This window comes from Pseudomonas sp. FDAARGOS_761 (genome assembly GCF_013343155.1).
Taxonomy (GTDB): Bacteria; Pseudomonadota; Gammaproteobacteria; order Pseudomonadales; family Pseudomonadaceae; genus Pseudomonas; species Pseudomonas aeruginosa.
In genome coordinates this window covers 4,081,905-4,100,028 of sequence record NZ_CP054572.1, presented here as the reverse complement: position 1 = coordinate 4,100,028, position 18,124 = coordinate 4,081,905, and the positions used below count along the sequence as shown (strand labels likewise).

At 67.3% G+C, this 18,124-nt stretch carries 17 protein-coding genes; 8 read left to right on the top strand and 9 right to left on the bottom strand.

Annotated features, from left to right (window positions below; translation table 11 throughout):
• The first annotated feature begins 4 nt into the window (after nucleotides 1-4).
• Together FOC67_RS19075 and FOC67_RS19070 are read left to right on the top strand one after the other, a co-directional pair.
• Nucleotides 5-1,210 carry a 3-oxoadipyl-CoA thiolase gene (locus tag FOC67_RS19075; protein ID WP_003092185.1) on the top strand — a complete coding sequence of 402 codons (1,206 nt, stop codon included), beginning with the start codon at nucleotides 5-7 and terminating at the stop codon, nucleotides 1,208-1,210.
• Between the two features lie 52 nt (nucleotides 1,211-1,262).
• Complete coding sequence (locus FOC67_RS19070) at nucleotides 1,263-2,513, top strand: OprD family porin (RefSeq protein WP_003092183.1); 1,251 nt, start codon at nucleotides 1,263-1,265, stop codon at nucleotides 2,511-2,513.
• Nucleotides 2,514-2,518: 5 nt separating this feature from the next.
• On the opposite strand, the gene metR is transcribed toward FOC67_RS19070, so the two are convergent.
• Entirely contained in the window at nucleotides 2,519-3,439 is a 921-nt protein-coding gene (metR, locus tag FOC67_RS19065) for a transcriptional regulator MetR (protein WP_003092181.1), read from the bottom strand.
• Between the two features lie 298 nt (nucleotides 3,440-3,737).
• Between metR and FOC67_RS19060 the strand changes: the two genes are divergently transcribed.
• Nucleotides 3,738-4,724, top strand: coding sequence for an alpha/beta fold hydrolase (locus FOC67_RS19060; protein ID WP_003092179.1), 987 nt, complete (start codon nucleotides 3,738-3,740; stop codon nucleotides 4,722-4,724).
• 16 nt (nucleotides 4,725-4,740) lie between these two features.
• On the opposite strand, the gene FOC67_RS19055 is transcribed toward FOC67_RS19060, so the two are convergent.
• From FOC67_RS19055 to glpF, 5 genes are all read right to left on the bottom strand, one after another.
• Complete coding sequence (locus tag FOC67_RS19055) at nucleotides 4,741-5,070, bottom strand: GlpM family protein (RefSeq protein WP_003119370.1); 330 nt, start codon at nucleotides 5,068-5,070, stop codon at nucleotides 4,741-4,743.
• A 132-nt stretch (nucleotides 5,071-5,202) separates the two neighbouring features.
• Complete coding sequence (gene glpD / locus FOC67_RS19050) at nucleotides 5,203-6,741, bottom strand: glycerol-3-phosphate dehydrogenase (protein WP_003098460.1); 1,539 nt, start codon at nucleotides 6,739-6,741, stop codon at nucleotides 5,203-5,205.
• A 278-nt stretch (nucleotides 6,742-7,019) separates the two neighbouring features.
• A complete protein-coding gene (locus tag FOC67_RS19045) occupies nucleotides 7,020-7,775 on the bottom strand; it encodes a DeoR/GlpR family transcriptional regulator (protein ID WP_003092173.1) in 756 nt (251 codons plus the stop codon).
• Between the two features lie 205 nt (nucleotides 7,776-7,980).
• Nucleotides 7,981-9,498: a glycerol kinase GlpK gene (gene glpK / locus FOC67_RS19040; RefSeq protein WP_003092168.1), complete on the bottom strand. Its 1,518-nt coding sequence runs from the start codon at nucleotides 9,496-9,498 to the stop codon at nucleotides 7,981-7,983.
• Between the two features lie 39 nt (nucleotides 9,499-9,537).
• Nucleotides 9,538-10,377 carry a glycerol uptake facilitator protein GlpF gene (gene glpF, locus FOC67_RS19035; RefSeq protein WP_003092166.1) on the bottom strand — a complete coding sequence of 280 codons (840 nt, stop codon included), beginning with the start codon at nucleotides 10,375-10,377 and terminating at the stop codon, nucleotides 9,538-9,540.
• A 264-nt stretch (nucleotides 10,378-10,641) separates the two neighbouring features.
• Here glpF and ybaK point away from each other — a divergent pair, with 264 nt between their 5' ends.
• From ybaK to FOC67_RS19020, 3 genes are all read left to right on the top strand, one after another.
• Nucleotides 10,642-11,112 (top strand): Cys-tRNA(Pro) deacylase, encoded by a 471-nt coding sequence (gene ybaK, locus FOC67_RS19030; protein ID WP_009313559.1) that lies wholly within the window; start codon nucleotides 10,642-10,644, stop codon nucleotides 11,110-11,112.
• Between the two features lie 63 nt (nucleotides 11,113-11,175).
• Nucleotides 11,176-12,660: a glycerol kinase GlpK gene (gene glpK / locus FOC67_RS19025; protein WP_003092161.1), complete on the top strand. Its 1,485-nt coding sequence runs from the start codon at nucleotides 11,176-11,178 to the stop codon at nucleotides 12,658-12,660.
• A gap of 195 nt (nucleotides 12,661-12,855) precedes the next feature.
• The gene (locus FOC67_RS19020) at nucleotides 12,856-13,641 is read left to right on the top strand and encodes a PhzF family phenazine biosynthesis protein (RefSeq protein ID WP_009313560.1); all 786 of its coding nucleotides are present in this window, start codon (nucleotides 12,856-12,858) and stop codon (nucleotides 13,639-13,641) included.
• Between the two features lie 887 nt (nucleotides 13,642-14,528).
• Here the strand turns inward: FOC67_RS19020 and FOC67_RS19015 are convergent.
• Both FOC67_RS19015 and FOC67_RS19010 read right to left on the bottom strand, forming a co-directional pair.
• Complete coding sequence (locus FOC67_RS19015; RefSeq protein WP_003092157.1) at nucleotides 14,529-14,951, bottom strand: hypothetical protein; 423 nt, start codon at nucleotides 14,949-14,951, stop codon at nucleotides 14,529-14,531.
• A 99-nt stretch (nucleotides 14,952-15,050) separates the two neighbouring features.
• Nucleotides 15,051-15,581: a cytochrome b gene (locus FOC67_RS19010; protein WP_009313562.1), complete on the bottom strand. Its 531-nt coding sequence runs from the start codon at nucleotides 15,579-15,581 to the stop codon at nucleotides 15,051-15,053.
• Nucleotides 15,582-15,763: 182 nt separating this feature from the next.
• Here FOC67_RS19010 and FOC67_RS19005 point away from each other — a divergent pair, with 182 nt between their 5' ends.
• Nucleotides 15,764-15,961 (top strand): heavy-metal-associated domain-containing protein, encoded by a 198-nt coding sequence (locus FOC67_RS19005; RefSeq protein ID WP_003092153.1) that lies wholly within the window; start codon nucleotides 15,764-15,766, stop codon nucleotides 15,959-15,961.
• Here the strand turns inward: FOC67_RS19005 and nalD are convergent.
• Complete coding sequence (nalD, locus tag FOC67_RS19000) at nucleotides 15,940-16,578, bottom strand: efflux system transcriptional repressor NalD (RefSeq protein ID WP_003092152.1); 639 nt, start codon at nucleotides 16,576-16,578, stop codon at nucleotides 15,940-15,942. The two genes, FOC67_RS19005 and nalD, sit on opposite strands and share 22 nt — an antisense overlap.
• A 365-nt stretch (nucleotides 16,579-16,943) precedes the next feature.
• Here nalD and FOC67_RS18995 point away from each other — a divergent pair, with 365 nt between their 5' ends.
• Nucleotides 16,944-18,122: a multidrug effflux MFS transporter gene (locus FOC67_RS18995; protein WP_003122159.1), complete on the top strand. Its 1,179-nt coding sequence runs from the start codon at nucleotides 16,944-16,946 to the stop codon at nucleotides 18,120-18,122.
• Nucleotides 18,123-18,124: the final 2 nt, after the last annotated feature.

Below are 18,124 nucleotides of genomic sequence, written 5' to 3'. Positions count from 1 at the left end.
CACCATGCTCGATGCCTATATCTACGCCGGCCTGCGTACGCCTTTCGGCCGGCATGCCGGTGCACTCTCGACGGTGCGTCCGGACGACCTGGCCGGCCTGCTGCTGGCGCGTCTCGCGGAAACCTCCGGGTTCGCCGTCGACGACCTGGAGGATGTGATCCTCGGTTGCACCAACCAGGCTGGCGAAGACAGCCGCAACCTGGCGCGCAACGCGCTGCTCGCAGCCGGCCTGCCGGCGCGGCTGCCCGGGCAGACGGTCAACCGCTTGTGTGCCAGCGGACTGTCGGCGGTGATCGACGCGGCGCGCGCGATCAGTTGCGGCGAGGGCCGGCTGTACCTGGCCGGCGGCGCCGAAAGCATGTCCCGGGCGCCGTTCGTCATGGCCAAGGCGGAGAGCGCCTTCAGCCGCACGCTGGAGGTCTTCGACAGCACCATCGGCGCGCGCTTCGCCAACCCCAGGCTGGTCGAGCGCTATGGCAACGACAGCATGCCGGAGACCGGCGACAACGTGGCCCGCGCCTTCGGCATCGCCCGCGAGGACGCCGACCGTTTCGCCGCTTCTTCCCAGGCGCGCTACCAGGCTGCGCTGGAGGAGGGCTTTTTCCTCGGCGAGATCCTTCCGGTGGAGGTGCGTGCCGGACGCAAGGGCGAGACGCGGCTGGTGGAGCGCGACGAGCATCCGCGGCCGCAGGCCGACCTGGCGGCCCTGGCGCGCTTGCCGGCGTTGTTCGCCGGCGGGGTAGTGACCGCCGGCAATGCCTCGGGGATCAACGACGGGGCGGCGGTAGTGCTGCTGGGCGACCGCGCGATCGGCGAGCGCGAGGACATCCGGCCGCTGGCGCGGATTCTCGCCAGCGCCAGCGTCGGCGTCGAGCCCCGGCTGATGGGCATCGGCCCGCAGCAGGCGATCCTCCGCGCGCTGCAACGCGCCGGCATCGACCTGGACGAGGTCGGCCTGATCGAGATCAACGAAGCCTTCGCGCCGCAAGTTCTGGCCTGCCTGAAGTTGCTCGGCCTGGACTACGAGGACCCGCGGGTCAATCCCCATGGCGGCGCCATCGCCCTCGGCCATCCGCTCGGCGCCTCCGGTGCGCGCCTGGTGCTCACCGCCGCCCGCGGGCTGCAACGCATCGAGCGGCGCTACGCGGTGGTCAGCCTGTGCGTCGGGCTCGGCCAGGGCGTGGCGATGGTGATCGAGCGCTGCCGATGAGACACCGTTCCCCCTAGAAAAAGAGGCGCCCAGGCGCCCGTTCGGAGTGCGTATGAACAACAACAAGAAATGCGCGTTTTTCCTGCTGCCGATCCTTGCCGGCGATAGCGTTCCCGCCCTGGCCGAGGGCTTCCTCGAAGACTCGCGGGCCAGCCTGGCCTTGCGCAACTTCTACATGAACCGCGACTTCCGCGATGGCGTGGGGCGTGCGAAAAGCGAGGAGTGGGCCCAGGGCTTTCTCTTCGACTACCGCTCGGGCTATACCAAGGGCACCCTCGGCGTGGGTCTCGACCTGCTGGGCAAGCTCGGCGTCCGGCTCGATTCCGGCGCGGGGCGTAGCGGCACCGGCCTGCTTCCTCTTCGCGACGATGGCAGCGCGGCGGGCGACTACGCGCGGCTGGACGCGACCGCCAAGCTGCGCCTGTCGCGCAGCGAGCTGAAGGTCGGCGGCCTGGTGCCGAAGCTACCGACCATCCAGCCCAACTACGGGCGGCTATTCCCCCAGGTGTTCCAGGGCGCGCTGCTGACTTCCGGCGAACTGAGCGGACTGAGCCTGAACCTGGGACGGCTGACCGAGGTCAGCCAGCGCAACGAGGCGGGCACCAGCGACCTGGCGCTGTTCAACCGCAACCGGCGTTTCGCCGGCGCGGCGCAGGCGGACCGTTTCGACCTGGCTGGCCTGGACTACCGTATCGCCCCGGACTGGACCGGCAGCTACCACTATGGCGAACTGGAGCAGGTCTACGCCCAGCATTTCCTCGGTCTCAAGGGGCGCATCGGCGTCGCCGCGGATAGCCTGGAGAGCGACTTGCGCCTGGCGCTCAGCCGGGATACCGGCGGCGCTCGCGGCGGGCGCATCGACAACCGTTCCTTCAGCGGGTCGCTCACCTACCGCCTGCGCAACGGCCAGGCCTTCGGCCTGGGCTACCAGCGGATGAGCGGCGACCACGGCTTCCCCTACCTGGAGGGGACCGATCCGTACCTGGTCAATTTCGGCCAGTACAACGACTTCGCCGAGGCTGGCGAGTCCTCCTGGCAACTGCGCTACGACTGCGACTTCGCGCCGCTCGGGGTGCCCGGCCTGAGTCTGATGACGCGCTATTTCAGCGGCCACGGCGCGAAACCTAAGGGCGTCGACGGCAGTCGCGAGTGGGAACGCGACAGCGACCTGCGCTACGTGTTGCAGGGCGGTCCGCTGAAGGGACTGGGGCTGGTCTGGCGCAACGCTACCTACCGTTCGGCCTTCAGCCGCGACATCGACGAGAACCGCCTGTACCTGACCTATGAGCTGCCGCTGTTCTGAGTCGCTCAGCCCTTGGCGGCGCTGACCCCTTCGAGGGTGGCGAAGGAGGTGTCCTTGGCGGTGAGCAGGAAGTCGCGCATGAATGGCGCATCGAACATGTCCGTGCGGATGGCGGCGAAGAGCGTGCAGTACAGGCCCTTTTCACCGAGGCGCCGGGCCGTCACGTAGCCGCGCGAGCTGTACTCGTGCAGGGCCCAGTTCGGCAGGCAGCAGACGCCGCGACCGGAGGCCACCAGTTGCATCATCATCACGGTCAGCTCGGCTATGCGCACCTGCGCCGGCTCCACGTCGGCGGGGTCGAGGAAGCGGGTGAAGACGTCGAGACGGTCGCGTTCCACCGGATAGGTGATCAGGGTTTCCCGCTCCAGATCCTCCGGGACGACGTACGGCCGGCCAGCCAGGGCATGCTGGTTGGCCACCGCCAGCAGCGCTTCGTAGGTGAACAGTGGCACGTAGGTGATGCCGGGCAACTCGACCGGGTCGGCGGTCACCACCAGGTCGAGGTCACCGCGGGCCAGGGCCGGCAGCGGCGCGAAGGAGAAGCCCGAGGCCAGGTCCAGTTCGACTTCCGGCCAGGCGTCGCGGAACTGGTCGATGGTCGGCATCAGCCACTGGAAGCAACTGTGGCATTCGATGGCCATGTGCAGGCGTCCGGCGGTACCGCCGGCGAGCCGCGCCAGGTCGCGCTCGGCGGTGCGCAGTTGGGGCAGCAGCGAGTCGGCCAGTTGCAGCAGGCGCAGCCCGGCGCTGGTGAAGCGTACCGGCTTGGTCTTGCGCACGAACAACTGCATGCCCAGGCGCTCTTCCAGTTCCTTGAACTGGTGCGACAGCGCCGACTGGGTAAGGTGCAGGCGCTCGGCGGCTTCCACCAGGCTGTCGGCTTCGCGCAGCGCGTGCAGGGTCTTGAGGTGGCGAAGTTCGAGCATGGCGGCCTCTGTATGAGCAAAACTTGATAGCGGTGCGGATTCGTTGAGTTTGTCTCATACGCCAGGGGCTGTCGACAAGCGATGGCCTCGATCCCGCAGAGCGCGCGATCGTGGAGCGACGGGGAGAATAGTCCGGCACACGGGACGGCGGCCCGGAGCAGCGGCGCAACGCCGCAGAGCCACAGCGCCACGACCGCCTGGCGGCATTCATCAAACTGTCACGCTACTGTGGCAGCGCGCTGGACGAAATTTAATCAGAATCGCGCTCCACTGGGGTTTTGCGTTCTGGGTTTTCTTCATGCGTGCTTTCATCTTCCTGGCCGCCTTGTTGTGCAGCCTCTCCTCCTTTGCGGCGGCGCGTTGCGACGCACGCGTACCTACCGAGACGGTCGAACTGGGCGACGTGCGCCTGGCCTACCAGAGCATCGGCCGCGACAGCGATCCGGCCCTGCTGCTGGTGATGGGCCTGGGCGGGCAACTGATCCACTGGCCGGACGAGGTGGTCAGCGCCCTGTGCGAGCAAGGCTTCCGGGTGATCCGCTACGACAACCGCGACGTCGGCCTGTCGGCCTGGAACGTGCCGGTGCCCAGCTCGCGGCTGACCTACGAAGTGGTGCGTTATCGCCTCGGCCTGCCGGTCAGCGCGCCCTATACCCTCACCGACATGGCCGGCGATGCCCTGCATCTGCTCGATGCGCTGGATATCCCCCAGGCCCATGTGCTCGGCGCCAGCATGGGCGGGATGATCGCCCAGCACATCGCCGACATGGCGCCGCAGCGCCTGCTCAGCCTGACCCTGGTGATGACCAGCTCCGGCGCCGAAGGCCTGCCGGCGCCCAGCGAGTCGCTGCTGCGCCTGCTGGCGCGGCGCGAGGCGGCCAGCCGCAAGCAGGCGGTCGAGCAGCAGGCCGACCTGCTGGCGGCGCTGGGCAGCCCGGAAGTGCGCGACGATCGCCAGCAACTTCTGTTGCAGGCCGCACGTTCCTACGACCGCGCGTTCAACCCGGAAGGCGTGCAGCGGCAATTGCTGGCGATCCTCGCCGAACCCAGCCGGGTGCCGCTGCTGAACCGTCTGCAGGTGCCGACCCTGGTGATCCATGGCACCGCCGATCCGCTGCTGCCGGTGATGCACGGCGTGCACGTGGCGGCGCATATCCGTGGCTCGGAGCTGAAGCTGATCCCCGGTCTCGCCCATCGCTTCCAGGAAGCCTTCAAGGAGCCGTTGCTGGCGGCGGTGGTGCCTTACCTGAAGGCCCATCGGCAGGCCAGCGTCGTCCAGCTCTGAAGCCGCGCTCGCGGTCTCAGGCGTGCAGGCGTACCCAGAGGCCCACCAGCACGCTTGCCGCCACCAGCCAGGCCAGCGCCGCCAGGGCCAGCGAGGTCTCCAGGCGGAAGCGCTCGACCAGCAGGTAGAGCGCGGCGAGATAGACGAAGTAGGGGATGATCGACCACATGCCGAAGACGATGGTGGTCTTCAGGTCGTCCAGCGAACGGCCCTTGCCGACGATGTAGTGGGCAATCAGGGCGAAGGTGGGAAACAGCGGCACCAGGCCGGCGATGTAGTAGTTGCGGGTCTTCGACAGGACGGCGAGGAGCACGACCACGGCGGCGCCGATCAGCGCCTTGAACATCAGGTCCACGGGATTCTCGACTGCGGCGGCGCCACCGGCTTGGTGGCGTCGCGCATTATGCCCGGATCGTCCCGTACCCTTCCATAACGAACGAGGCCCGCAAAAGCGGGCCTCGACGTTTCTGGCTGGCGATCAGGCCGCATGCACCCGCGGGCGATGCGGATGCTCGCTCTGCAGGTACTGGCCGAGGCGCACCTGCTGGCTCGGCGAGAGGAACAGGCCGAGCTTGCTGCGGCGCCAGAGGATGTCCTCGGCGTCCTGGGCCCACTCGTGCTTGCACAGGTAGTCCACTTCGCGGGCATACAGGCCGCCGCCCAGGTGCTCGCCGAGATCGGCTTCGCCATTGACCCCGTCCAGCAGGCGCCATACCCGGGTGCCGTAGGTGCGCGCCCAGCGCAGCGCCAGTTCGCGGTCGAGCCAGGCGTAGCGGTTGGCCAGTTGCTCGGTGAGCGCCTCGACGCTCTGCATCTGCTCGCCGCCCGGCAGCGGTGCCTTGGCGGTCCAGGCCGGGCCGAGATTGGCGAAGAACGGCTGGAGCTGCGTCAGCGCCGATTCGGCCAGCTTGCGGTAGGTGGTCAGCTTGCCGCCGAACACCGAGAGCAGCGGCGGCTCGCCGTTGCCGGCGGAGAGCGACAGGGTGTAATCGCGGGTGATCGCCGAAGGCTCGTCGGACTCGTCGTCGCACAGCGGACGCACGCCGGCGAAGCTGTGCAGGATGTCGGCGGCCGCGAGTTGCTGCTTGAAATGGGCGTTCACCACTTGCAGCAGGTAGGCGGTTTCCTCTTCGCTGATCGCCACCTTGGCCGGGTCGCCCTGGTACTCGCGATCGGTGGTGCCGATCATGGTGAAGCGGTCCAGATAGGGGATGGCGAAGACGATGCGGCGGTCTTCGTTCTGCAGGATGTAGGCGTGCTCGCCTTCGTACAGCTTCGGCACGATGATGTGGCTGCCCTGGATCAGGCGGATACCGTAGGGCGACTTCTGTTTCAGGTCGTCCTGGATGAAGCGCGCTACCCAGGGGCCGGCTGCGTTCACCAGGGCGCGGGCGCGGATCGAATACAGGCTGCCGTCGCTGCGCTCCAGGTGCAGGTGCCAGAGTCCCTTGCTGCGACGGGCGCTGACGCAGCGGGTGCGGGTATGGACGTGGGCGCCGTGCTCGCGGGCGGAGATCGCGTTGAGCACCACCAGGCGCGCATCGTCCACCGCGCAGTCGGAGTACTCGAAGCCACGGCGGATCTCGGCCTTCAGCGGGCTGCTGCCGGTGAAGCGCAGGCCGCGCGAGGCGGGCAGCTTCTCGCGCTTGCCGAGGTGATCGTAGAGGAACAGGCCGGCACGGATCATCCAGGCCGGGCGCAGGTGCGGACGGTGCGGCAGGACGAAGCGCAGCGGCTTGACGATGTGCGGCGCCTTGGCCAGCAGGACCTCGCGCTCGGCCAGGGCTTCGCGGACCAGGCGGAATTCGTAGTGTTCGAGGTAGCGCAGGCCGCCGTGGATCAGCTTGCTGCTGGCCGAGGAGGTGTGCTGGGCCAGGTCGTGCTGTTCGCAAAGGAACACGGACAGGCCGCGCCCGGCTGCGTCGGCGGCGATCCCTACACCGTTGATGCCACCGCCGACCACGGCGACATCGTAGACTTCGGCGAGTGGAGCGGAGGGGGTGTGCGCTTGACTCATGTGAAAGGCCCTGAAGTCGAAAGTGAACGTAGTTTTGTTCGAATTCGAAAATAGCTTAGTCGATTGCGCAGTTATTGACCAGCCCGATTCACCAGGCTTTTTCAATTTCGAAGGGTTGCCCGGGCGCTACCGGTTCGCCCGTCCGCGCGGGAACCGCCCCTCTTCCGCATGCGGGAAAGCGGCCGCCGAGGGTCGTGGCGCATGGAGAGGGGGCGGCAGGTGGTTTTTCTGAAACGAACATTCACGGCGCCGAACGGCGCCGTGGCAGGGGAAATGCCTCAGACCAGGTCCAGGTGAACCTTGTGCTGTGCCATCAGGCGGGCGATGGCGGCGGGCGGCGGGCTGTCGCTGATGACCCGGTTGACCAGCGAGATCGGGCCCAGGCGGACCACCGCGTTGCGCCCGAACTTGCTCGAGTCGGCGGCCAGGAACACTTGCCGCGCGTTGTCGATGATCGCCTGGGATACGCGCACTTCCTGGTAGTCGAAGTCGAGCAGGCTGCCATCCTCGTCGATGCCGCTGATGCCGACCAGGGCGAAATCGACGCGGAACTGCTGGATGAAGTCCACCGCGGCCTGGCCGACGATGCCGCCGTCGCTGCGTACGGTGCCGCCGGCGACCAGCACTTCGAAGTCTTCCTTGGCGCTGAGGGTGGCGGCCACGTGCAGGTTGTTGGTGATGATCTTCAGGTTACGGTGGTTGAGCAGGGCGCGGGCGATGGCCTCGGTGGTGGTGCCGATGTTGATGAACAGCGAGGCGTTATCCGGCACCAGGCTGGCCACGGCTTCGGCGATGCGCTGCTTCTCGTCGCGCATCTGGTCGGCGCGCATGGTGTAGGCGGTGTTCTCGATGCTCGAATCGTAGGCCGCACCGCCGTGGTAGCGGCGCAGCAGTCCCTGTTCGGCGAGCTGGTTGATGTCGCGGCGGATGGTCTGCGGGGTGACCGCGAACATCTGCGCCATCTCCTCGATGCTCAGGTAACCGCGCTCGCGGACCTCCTCGATGATGCTTTGCTGTCGGGGGGGCAGGTTCATGGGTTGTTCTCGTGCTGCCGGGCCGGGACCCTGGAAAGTCGCCAAGAATGCCGCACGCGGGGGGCCGTTGTCAGCCGTGCATGAGTCGTAGAGGGCGCCGCGGCGGCACCCGGCCGCCGCGCGCAAACGTTACCCAGGGCATGCCAGAGCGGCGCCGGGGAACACGCCATTCGCCGCATCGCGGCGGACGAATGGCGCCAGCTCGTCACAGTTCGCCGTCGTCCCAGCCGCGAGTGCGCTCCACTGCTTTCTTCCAGCCGGCATAGAGCTTTTCGCGCCGGGGCTCGTCGCACTCTGGCTCGAACACCCGCTCGATCACCGCCTTGCTCTTCAGCTCGTCGAGGCTGCTCCAGAAGCCGCAGGCCAGGCCGGCCAGGTAGGCGGCGCCGAGGGCGGTGGTCTCGCGCATCACCGGACGCTCCACGCGGGTGCCGAGGATGTCGGCCTGGAACTGCATGAGGAAGTTGTTGGCCACCGCCCCGCCGTCGACGCGCAGGGCGCGCAGGCGTTCGCCGGCATCGCGCTGCATGGCGTCGAGCACGTCGCGGGTCTGGTAGGCGATGGATTCCAGGGTGGCGCGGATCAGGTGGTCGGCCTTGACTCCGCGGGTCAGGCCGAACACTGCGCCGCGCGCATAGGGGTCCCAATAGGGCGCGCCGAGTCCGGTGAAGGCCGGTACCAGGTAGACGCCGTTGCTGTCCTTGACCTTGGTGGCGAAGTATTCGGAATCGAAGGAGTCGTTGATCACCTTCAGTTCGTCGCGCAACCACTGCACCGTGGAGCCGCCGTTGAACACCGCGCCCTCCAGGGCGTAGCCGACCTCGCCGCGCGGGCCACAGGCGATGGTGGTGAGCAGGCCATGGGTGGACTTCACCGCCTTGTCGCCGGTGTGCATCAGCAGGAAGCAGCCGGTGCCGTAGGTGTTCTTCGCCTGGCCCGGTTCCACGCACATCTGGCCGAACAGGGCGGCCTGCTGGTCGCCGGCGATCCCGGCGATCGGCAGCTCGCCGCCGCCGACCCCGCCGATCCGGGCGTTGCCGTAGACCTCCGAAGAGTTGCGCACCTCGGGCAGCATCGAGCGGGGAATGTCGAGCACCTCGAGCATCCGTGCGTCCCAGTCGAGGCTGTGGATGTTGAACAGCATGGTCCGCGAGGCATTGGTGTAGTCGGTGACGTGGACCTTGCCTTCGGTGAGCTTCCAGATCAGCCAGGTGTCGATGGTGCCGAACAACAGGTCGCCGTTGCGCGCGCGTTCGCGGGCGCCTTCGACGTTGTCGAGGATCCACTTCAGCTTGGTCCCGGAAAAGTACGGGTCGGTGACCAGACCGGTGGTTTCGCGGATGTAGTCTTCCAGCCCGTCGCGCTTGAGCTGCGCGCAGATCGCCGCGCTGCGCCGGCACTGCCAGACGATGGCGTTGTGGATCGGCCGACCGCTGTGACGGTCCCAGACCACCGTGGTCTCGCGCTGGTTGGTGATGCCGATGGCGGCCACCTGGTCGTGCTCGATGCTGGCCTGGGCGAGGGCCTCGACCAGGGTCGAACTCTGCGTGGCCCAGATTTCCATCGGATCGTGTTCGACCCAGCCGGCCTGCGGATAGAACTGGGCGAACTCGCGCTGGGCCTGGCTGACCACGTTGGCATCGCGGTCGAAGACGATGGCGCGGGAGCTGGTGGTGCCCTGGTCCAGGGCGACGACGTATTTCTTGTTGTGCTTGTCGGTCATGGCTGTGGCCTTGTGGCTATGGCAGGAAAGAGCGGGCGGTCAGGAAGCGCGAACCTTCTCCGGCTCGGCTTCGGCGGGCGCCGCGGCGCTCGGCAGATGGCGCGCGATCAGTACACGATAGCCGCCGGCGCCGAGGCAGGCACCGAGGATCGGGGCGAAGATCGGCACCAGGAAGTAGGGAATCTCGCGGCCGCCGGTGAAGGCGATGGGCCCCCAGCCGGCCAGGTAGGTCATCAGCTTGGGGCCGAAGTCGCGCGCCGGGTTCATCGCGAAACCGGTCAGCGGGCCCATGGCGCTGCCGATCACGGCGATCAGCAGGCCGATCAGCAGCGGCGCCAACGGACCGCGCGGCAGGCCGTTGCCGTCGTCGGTAAGAGCCATGATCACCGCCATGAGGATGGCGGTGATCACCACTTCGACGAGGAACGCCTGGCCGACCGACAGCGCCGGGTGCGGATAGGTGGAGAACACCGAGGCCAGGGCCAGGCTGTCCTGGCTGCCGCGGACGATGTTCTGCGCCTGTTCGAACTCGATGAACAGGCTGCTGTAGAGGGTGTAGACCAGCGCTGCGGCGCAGAACGCACCGGCCACCTGGGCGGTGATATAGAACGGCAGCTTGCGCCCCTCGAAGCCGGCGAACAGCCATAGCGCGATGCTCACCGCCGGGTTCAGGTGGGCGCCGGAGACGCCGGCGCTGAGGTAGATCGCCATGCTCACGCCGACCCCCCAGATGATGCTGATCTCCCACAGGCCGAAGCTGGCGCCGGCGACCTTCAGGGCCGCGACGCAACCGGTGCCGAAGAAGATGAGGAGGGCAGTGCCGAGGAACTCGGCCAGGCATTGGCCGAACAGGGACGGGGTCGGGGCGGCGGTGGTCATGGGGCCTCTCTTGTCTGTTCTTGTAATTATGGCGGGCAGCCGTGAAAATTGTTCAGTTTCGAAAAAATATATTCACAAAGGAATGCTGTCAAAGCGCGAAGATGAACGTTTGTCCGAAAAACGACCCTCCGGTTTCGTTTTCGCGGCCAATCGAATATCGCTACCGAGGCACGCGGGCCGCGGCATCGGCGCCCGTGCAGCAGGGGCGGCGATGGCTTAAGGTAGGCGCCGGTTTTCAGCCAACGTTCTTCTCCGGGAGTGACCATGACCCCTGCCATCGACCTGCTGAAAAAGGCCCGCGCCGAGCACAAGGTGCTCAGCTACAGCCACGACCCCAAGGCACCTTCCTATGGCCTGGAGGCCGCGGAAAAGCTCGGTCTGGACCCGCAGCGGGTGTTCAAGACGCTGCTCGCCGCCACGGAGAAGGGCGAGCTGCTGGTGGCGGTGGTACCGGTGATCGGCAGTCTCGACCTGAAGGCCCTGGCCCATGCGGCGGGGGCGAAGAAGGCCGACATGGCCGATCCGCAGGCGGCGCAGCGGGCCACCGGCTACCTGGTGGGCGGGATCAGCCCGCTGGGGCAGAAGAAGCGCCTGCGTACCTTCATCGATGAAAGCGCGCGGCAGTACTCGAGCATCCATGTCAGCGCAGGACGGCGCGGGCTGGAAGTGGAGCTGGCGGCCGAGGTGCTGGCCCAGCTGACCCAGGGTTCGTTCGCCGCCATCGGCCGCGAATGAGCCGCTAATCCCGCCGGCCTAGCGGTCGGCATTCGTCTTACTTTTCAATCTGTCAGGTTTTCCATGTCCCACTATCTCCTCGCCATCGACCAGGGCACCACCAGCTCCCGCGCCATCGTGTTCAGTGCCCAGGGCTTGCCGGTGGCGAGCTGCCAGCAGGAATTCAAGCAGTACTTCCCGAAGGACGGCTGGGTGGAGCACGACGGCGAGGAAATCTGGCTGACCACCCTCCAGGTCTGTCGCGACGCGCTCGCCCGCAAGGGCTTGCGCGCGGCCGACATCGCCGCCATCGGCATCACCAACCAGCGCGAGACCACGCTGGTCTGGGACGCCGCCAGCGGCGACCTGATCCACCCGGCCATCGTCTGGCAGGATCGTCGTACCGCCGACTACTGTGCCGAACTCAAGGCCGCCGGCCACGAGGCGAACGTCAGCGCGCGTACCGGGCTGCTGATCGATCCGTATTTCTCCGCCACCAAGCTGCGCTGGATCCTCGACAACGTGCCCGGCGCCCGCCAGCGCGCCGAACGCGGCGAGCTGCGCTTCGGCACCGTCGACTGCTTCCTGCTCTGGCGCCTGACCGGCGGCCGCTCCCATCGCACCGACGCGACCAACGCTTCGCGCACCCTGCTGTTCAACATCCACAGCCAGGACTGGGACGAGGAATTGCTGGCGCTGTTCGAGATCCCGCGCAGCCTGCTGCCGGAGGTGCTCGACTGCGCGGCGGAGTTCGGCGTCAGCGAGCCGTCGCTGCTTGGCGCGGCGATCCCGGTGCTGGGCATGGCCGGCGACCAGCAGGCCGCGCTGATCGGCCAGGCCTGCTTCCAGCCGGGCATGGTGAAGAGCACCTACGGCACCGGCTGCTTCATGATCCAGAACACTGGCGAGCAGCCGGTGACCTCGAAGAACCGCCTGCTCACCACGGTCGGCTACCGTCTGGACGGCAAGGTCAGCTACGCGGTGGAGGGCAGCATCTTCGTCGCCGGCGCCGCGGTGCAATGGCTGCGCGACGGCATCAAGCTGATCGACCACGCCCACGAGAGCGAAGCCCTGGCGATCCAGGCCGGCGACTCCAACGGCGTCTACCTGGTGCCGGCCTTTACCGGCCTCGGCGCGCCCTACTGGGACCCGAAGGCGCGCGGCGCGATCTTCGGCCTGACCCGCGACACCGGAATCAAGGAGATCGTCACCGCCGGTCTGCAATCGGTCTGCTACCAGACCCGCGACCTGCTCGAAGCGATGCGCCAGGACGGCACGCCGCCCAGCGCGCTGCGGGTGGACGGCGGGATGGTGGTGAACAACTGGGTGATGCAATTCCTCACCGACATCCTTGGTGTCACCGTGGAGCGTCCGGAAGTCACCGAGACCACCGCCCTCGGCGTGGCCTACATGGCCGGGCTGAAGGCCGGCTTCTATCGCGACCTGGACGACATCGCCAGCCACTGGCACCTGCAGCGCCGCTTCGCCGCACACATGGCCGAGGAGCGCCGCGGCGAACTCTACGCCGGCTGGCAGAACGCGGTGCGACGGGTGCGCAGCGAGGCCTGAGCGGCGTTTCGCGGAAAAAGGCGGCGTTTTTGCCGGCGGCTTCACAACGCCGGCAGGTCGCCGCAAACGCCCGCTCGGGCAATGGGTCGAAGGCAGGGCGAAGTCCCACTGTTACGATCGGAAAAGATCGCACTGTATCGCCCATCCCGGAGCCTGCGGCGGCATGCTGTGGCGATCGTTCCCAGGAGGTCTGCCATGCAGCTCGAGTTCCACCAGGTCGACGCGTTTTCTTCCCGTCCGTTCAGCGGCAATCCCGCCGTGGTCTATCGCCTCGACGCCTGGCTGGCGGACGAGTTGATGCAGATGATCGCGACCGAGCACAACCTCTCCGAGACCGCCTTCGTCGTTCGCGAAGGAGAGGCCTGGCGGATCCGCTGGTTCACCCCGAGCGTCGAGGTGGCGCTCTGCGGCCACGCCACACTGGCTGCGGCCCACGTACTGTTCGAGGTCTATGACGAGCCGGGCGAGCGCCTGGAATTCATCTCGCGCTCCGGTGCGCTGCGGGTCAACCGCGAGGACGAGCGGCTGTTCCTGGATTTCCCCGCGCAGTATCCGAGCGAGGTCGGTAGCACCGTCGAGCTGGAGCAGGCCCTGGGCCTGCCGCCGGTGGACGTGCTGGGCTCCACCGACAAGCTGCTGGTACTGCTCGAGTCCGAAGAGGCGGTGCGCGCCTGTCGCCCCGACTTCGCGGCCCTGGCGCGGCTGCCCTGGCGTGGAGTGATCGTTACCGCGCGGGGCCTGCAGAAGGATTTCGTCTCGCGCTTCTTCGCTCCGGCGATGGGCGTCGACGAAGACCCGGTCACCGGCTCCGCGCATTGCAGCCTGATTCCCTACTGGGCCCAGCGCTTGAACAAACTGTCGCTGACCGCCCAGCAGTGCTCGGCGCGCGGCGGCGAGCTGTGGTGCCGGTTGGAGGGCGAGCGGGTGAGTATCGCCGGGCATGCGGTGCTGGTGGCGAGCGGAAGGATTCGATTGAGCTGAGGGGCGCTTCAGGAGGGGGATGCCTCGTGCATGCCAGACCTCCACATACCGAAGCCCTGATCCGTAGAGTGAATAACCGCTTGCGGTTATCCGCCCTACGGATCGGGTTCCTGGCATGCACGAAGTGAGGCTTGCCCTCCGAGTGGTGGGGCGACAAACCCGCCCCGTCAGGAGGCCGAGCGGAATCGTTGCGGAGGGGGACGAGTGGCAGGATGCCGCGAGAGCCGCCTCGGTCCATGAAGGACCGTGGCGGCGTGCCGCCGGGAGCAACGATGCAGCGAGGGCACCCCAGCCGAGAAGCGGCTGGGGCCGGATGCCGGGGCGAGTCTTTTGGTTCCTTTTGGACGCTTGCAAAAGGAACTCGCCAGGGAAGGCGAAACAAGAGGCCAAGGCAGGCACAGAAAACAGCTTGACCACCAAACATGACGCCCGCTCAAGCGCTAAGCAACAGCGACCCCCCTCACTGCCGTGTAGCTAAGAAATCGCGAGCGATATAGTCCCGTAGGGCGAATACCGCCACAGGCGGTATCCGCCGATGCCCCGGAGAGCCGGCGGATAACCGCAAGCGGTTATTCGCCCTACGGATCGGGCTCCTGGCATGCCCTCCGAGGGGCAGGGCGAGTCTTTTGGACGCTTGCAGAAGGAACTTGCCTGGGAAGGCGAAACAAGAGGCCAGGGCAAGCACGACAAGCAGCTTGACCGGCAAACATGAAGCCCGCTCAAGCGCTAAGCAGCAGCTTGCCCCTTACTGCCGTGCAGGCAGCGACGGGAGTTGGGGGCCAGTGCACGCATTCACGGCCCGCCAGGCAGTCCCCGTGCACCCGGTGCCGAAACGCCACCTTCGTGCCCTGAGTCATGGCGAATGCCCCACCGCAAGTCGCTACCCCTCAGTACCCATCCGCCACCGGCGCCAGGTAGAGCCCGCCCGCACCAAGGGCAATGCGCAGGTTGCGGATCTCCCCGGCGCGCAGGGTCAGGGTCTGTCCGGCGAGGATGGTCATGCCGTTCCGGCAGGCGTCGCCAGGACCGTTCGGCGCAAGACGCACGTCCACCGCGCCGGGTTGCAGGTTCAGGGCCAGGCTGGCGCCCGGTTGCAGGTTGCCGACCAGTTCGTCGTGGACGTACAGACCGACATCGCAGGCAGTGCCGGACTCGACCCGCTCGCGTGAAACGTTCAGCACCGCATAGCCGATCGGCGCCGGGTCGGGTTGCGCCCAGCCGCCGCTGGCCGGTTGCGGGTCCGCGGCGAGCGCCGGGAGGGCGCAGGCCAGGGCAGCGGTATGGAGCAGCGGGCGAAGGATGGGGAACATGGCGGGCCTCGGCGGCGGGGGGCGTAGGGAAAAGCTTGGCCGAAGCCGGGGTCCGGGACAAGTCGGGACGGGCATCCGCGTGCCCGTCCGTCGCTGGGGTCAGGCGCCGCGTTGCGGCAGCATGGCGCGCAGTACGTCGTCCTTCTGCACGCGGTGGTGCCAGATGGCCGCGGCGGCGTGGCCGAGGATCAGCGCGAAAAGCAGGTACTGGACGGTGACGTGGGTGCCGCCGGCGAACGCCTTGAAGGCTTCCGGCAGGTCGAGCGGGCCGATCTGCACCAGCCAGAACAGGTCCAGCGGACGCTTGCCGGCGAGCATGCCGGAGAGCGGCATGACGATCAGCACCGCGTACAGCAGGAAATGCCCGGCCTTGGCGGCCGCGCGCTGCCAGTCCGGGTTCCCCTCCAAGGTATCCGGGACACCCTGGACGCGGCGCAGCGCCAGGCGTGTCAGGGTCAGCAGGAGTACCGCCACCCCCAGCGACTTGTGCAGGGTGAAGACGTTGCCCTTGCCGCCGAGCAGGCCGGCGAAGAAGTCGGCGCCGTAGGGCAGGGCGATGATCAGCAGGACCGCGACGGCGCTGAGCCAGTGCAGGGCGATCTGTGACGGGGAATAGCGGCGGATGGACATGGTTCTACCTCGTGAAGAACAAGGTGAACATGTTAACCATGTGCTTTGTAGGGTTTAAGCCTCTTTACTCCGCCTTTACCCGTTCTTGACGCTTTGTCGGTTACCGGATATTTCGAGGATTGACCTTGACACCATGTCAAGGTCGAAAATCGCCCCATCGATGACCAACAGGAGGCAATACCATGCAAGTCTTCAAGGTTCAGGGCATGACCTGCGGCCACTGCGTACGGGCGATCACCCATGCGGTGCAGGCGAAGGATTCGGCGGCGGACGTCCAGGTGGATCTTGGCGCCGGCGAAGTCCGGGTCGCCAGCCGGCTCGACAGCACCCAGGTACTCGAGGCGATCCGCGAGGAGGGCTACGGCGCCGAGCTGGCCTGACCCCAGTCGCGCACCAGGCCACGGAACATCGGCTCCAGCAGGTGTTCCGCGTCCGTATCCGGATCGAACAGGCGCGGATCGCGCAACCAGTCGTTGAACAGGCCCAGGATCAGCGCGTGCAAGGCGCGCGAGGCGATCCTCGGGGTCATGCCCGGATGCAGCCGCACACGGCATTCGTCGCGGGCGAACAACTGCTCGCAGAGTTCGATGAACATCTGCACGAAGGCGTTGTTGCGTTCCTGCGCCTCGCGCAGTTCCTCGGTGAATTCGCAACGTTGCATCAGGATGGTCAGGATGCGGCGCTTCTTCTCCTGCGTCAGCAGCGATTGCACGGCCTCCAGGCAGAGGTCGTAGAGCGAGCGCAGCGGGTCGCTGCCATCGCAGCCGGACAGGCGCTCGGTGAGTTGCTCCGGCGGCAGGCGTACCTGGTTGAGCATCTCGTTGAACAAGTGGGCCTTGTTCTGGAAGTGCCAGTAGACGGCGCCACGGGTCACCCCGGCGGCCCTGGCGATCTGTTCCAGGCTGGTATGGGACACGCCCTTTTCCAGGAACAGTTCCTCGGCGGCCAGGAGGATGGCCGTACGGGTTTTTTCAGAATCTTCCTTTGTGCGTCGCATGCTGTGCTGGGTAGTCGAATCGGTCTCGGCAACGGGGCGGGGAGTGTACCGATTTTAGCCGCGCTCGGGCGGACTCGAAGTATTTCGACACCACCTTTGTCTAATGCTGCTCATTCATGAGCCGTGGATTCCGCGGATCCACGGTCTCCGGCCATGATCGGCGGGTGTCTTCGGTGTTATGCTGCGCACTGCTTTTTCGGCGACTCCCCGGCTGTCCGTAGCATCTTCCCGCCAGTACCGGCCTTCAGGCCTGGAGCCGCCCGCCCTCACAGACGATTCAATGATAGGCGTCGTCGTCCCGCTTGCCGGGAGCCGCGCAGGGAAGTGCCTTGCCTGCCGCCGACGCGCCCCGTGCCGAGCGATCCATGAACCTGCGCATCCTGCTGATACTGGGAGCCCTGAGCGCCTTCGGGCCACTGGCCATCGACTTCTACCTGCCGAGCTTCCCGACCCTGGCCAAGGCCTTCGCCACCGACGTCGAGCACGTCCAGCTGAGCCTGGCCGCCTACTTCGCCGGCCTGTCCATCGGCCAGTTGCTCTACGGCCCGGTGGCCGACCGCTATGGCCGGCGCCTGCCGCTGCTGGTGGGGGTGAGTATCTTCACCCTGGCCTCGGCCGCCTGCGCCCTGGCGCCGAGCCTGGAGTGGCTGATCGCCGCGCGCTTCGTCCAGGCCCTCGGCGGCTGCGCCGGGATGGTCATCTCGCGGGCAGTGGTGCGTGACCTGTGCGATCCGATCGGCGCCGCCAAGGCGTTTTCCCAGTTGATGCTGGTGATGGGCCTGGCGCCGATCCTCGCCCCCGTGGCCGGCGGCCTGCTGCTGGACTGGCAGGGCTGGCAATCGATCTTCGTCTGCCTGACCCTGTTCGCCGCCCTGGCCGGCCTCGGCGTGGCGTTGTGGCTGCCGGAAACCATCCCGGCCGACGGCGAGCGACCGCCGCTTTCCGGCGCGCTGGGGCAGTACCGGCGGCTGTTCGCCGACCGCCTGTTTCTCGCCTATGGCCTTTCCGGCGGGGTGGCGATGGCCGGGATGTTCGCCTACATCGCCGGTTCGCCCTACGTGTTCATCCAGCTCTACGGGATTCCCGCCGAGCACTATGGCTGGCTGTTCGGCAGCAATGCCGCGGGCTTCATCGTCATGGCACAGGTCAACGCGCGGCTGCTGCGCTATCGCGGGCCGGCGTTCTGGCTGCGGCGGATCATCTGGGGCTACCTGGTGTGCGGCCTGGCCCTGCTGGGCATCGCTTCGCTGCAACCGGCCACGCTGTGGCCGCTGCTGGTTCCGCTGTTCGGATGCGTGGCCAGCCTCGGCTGCATCATTCCCAACGCTTCCGCCTGCGCCATGGCCGGACAGGGACAGCACGCCGGCAGCGCCTCGGCGCTGATGGGCAGCCTGCAGTTCAGCGTGGCGGCGGGCGCTTCGGCGCTGGTCGGCGTGCTCCACGACGGCACGGCGATCCCCATGACTCTGGTGATCGCCGTCTGCGGCGCGGTCGCGACCCTGCTCGCCTGGCAGACCGGGCGCCTGGAGCGCCAGGCCGCCTGAGC

Coding starts and splice junctions, on each gene's coding strand:
- ybaK (WP_009313559.1), top strand. CDS start 10,642: ATGACCCCTGCCATCGACCTGCTGAAAAAGGCCCGCGCCGAGCACAAG.
- glpK (WP_003092168.1), bottom strand. CDS start 9,498: ATGACCGACAAGCACAACAAGAAATACGTCGTCGCCCTGGACCAGGGC.
- FOC67_RS19055 (WP_003119370.1), bottom strand. CDS start 5,070: ATGTTCAAGGCGCTGATCGGCGCCGCCGTGGTCGTGCTCCTCGCCGTC.
- FOC67_RS19070 (WP_003092183.1), top strand. CDS start 1,263: ATGAACAACAACAAGAAATGCGCGTTTTTCCTGCTGCCGATCCTTGCC.
- FOC67_RS19005 (WP_003092153.1), top strand. CDS start 15,764: ATGCAAGTCTTCAAGGTTCAGGGCATGACCTGCGGCCACTGCGTACGG.
- glpD (WP_003098460.1), bottom strand. CDS start 6,741: ATGAGTCAAGCGCACACCCCCTCCGCTCCACTCGCCGAAGTCTACGAT.
- nalD (WP_003092152.1), bottom strand. CDS start 16,578: ATGCGACGCACAAAGGAAGATTCTGAAAAAACCCGTACGGCCATCCTC.
- FOC67_RS19060 (WP_003092179.1), top strand. CDS start 3,738: ATGCGTGCTTTCATCTTCCTGGCCGCCTTGTTGTGCAGCCTCTCCTCC.
- FOC67_RS19075 (WP_003092185.1), top strand. CDS start 5: ATGCTCGATGCCTATATCTACGCCGGCCTGCGTACGCCTTTCGGCCGG.
- FOC67_RS18995 (WP_003122159.1), top strand. CDS start 16,944: ATGAACCTGCGCATCCTGCTGATACTGGGAGCCCTGAGCGCCTTCGGG.
- FOC67_RS19045 (WP_003092173.1), bottom strand. CDS start 7,775: ATGAACCTGCCCCCCCGACAGCAAAGCATCATCGAGGAGGTCCGCGAG.
- FOC67_RS19020 (WP_009313560.1), top strand. CDS start 12,856: ATGCAGCTCGAGTTCCACCAGGTCGACGCGTTTTCTTCCCGTCCGTTC.
- FOC67_RS19010 (WP_009313562.1), bottom strand. CDS start 15,581: ATGTCCATCCGCCGCTATTCCCCGTCACAGATCGCCCTGCACTGGCTC.
- glpF (WP_003092166.1), bottom strand. CDS start 10,377: ATGACCACCGCCGCCCCGACCCCGTCCCTGTTCGGCCAATGCCTGGCC.
- glpK (WP_003092161.1), top strand. CDS start 11,176: ATGTCCCACTATCTCCTCGCCATCGACCAGGGCACCACCAGCTCCCGC.
- FOC67_RS19015 (WP_003092157.1), bottom strand. CDS start 14,951: ATGTTCCCCATCCTTCGCCCGCTGCTCCATACCGCTGCCCTGGCCTGC.
- metR (WP_003092181.1), bottom strand. CDS start 3,439: ATGCTCGAACTTCGCCACCTCAAGACCCTGCACGCGCTGCGCGAAGCC.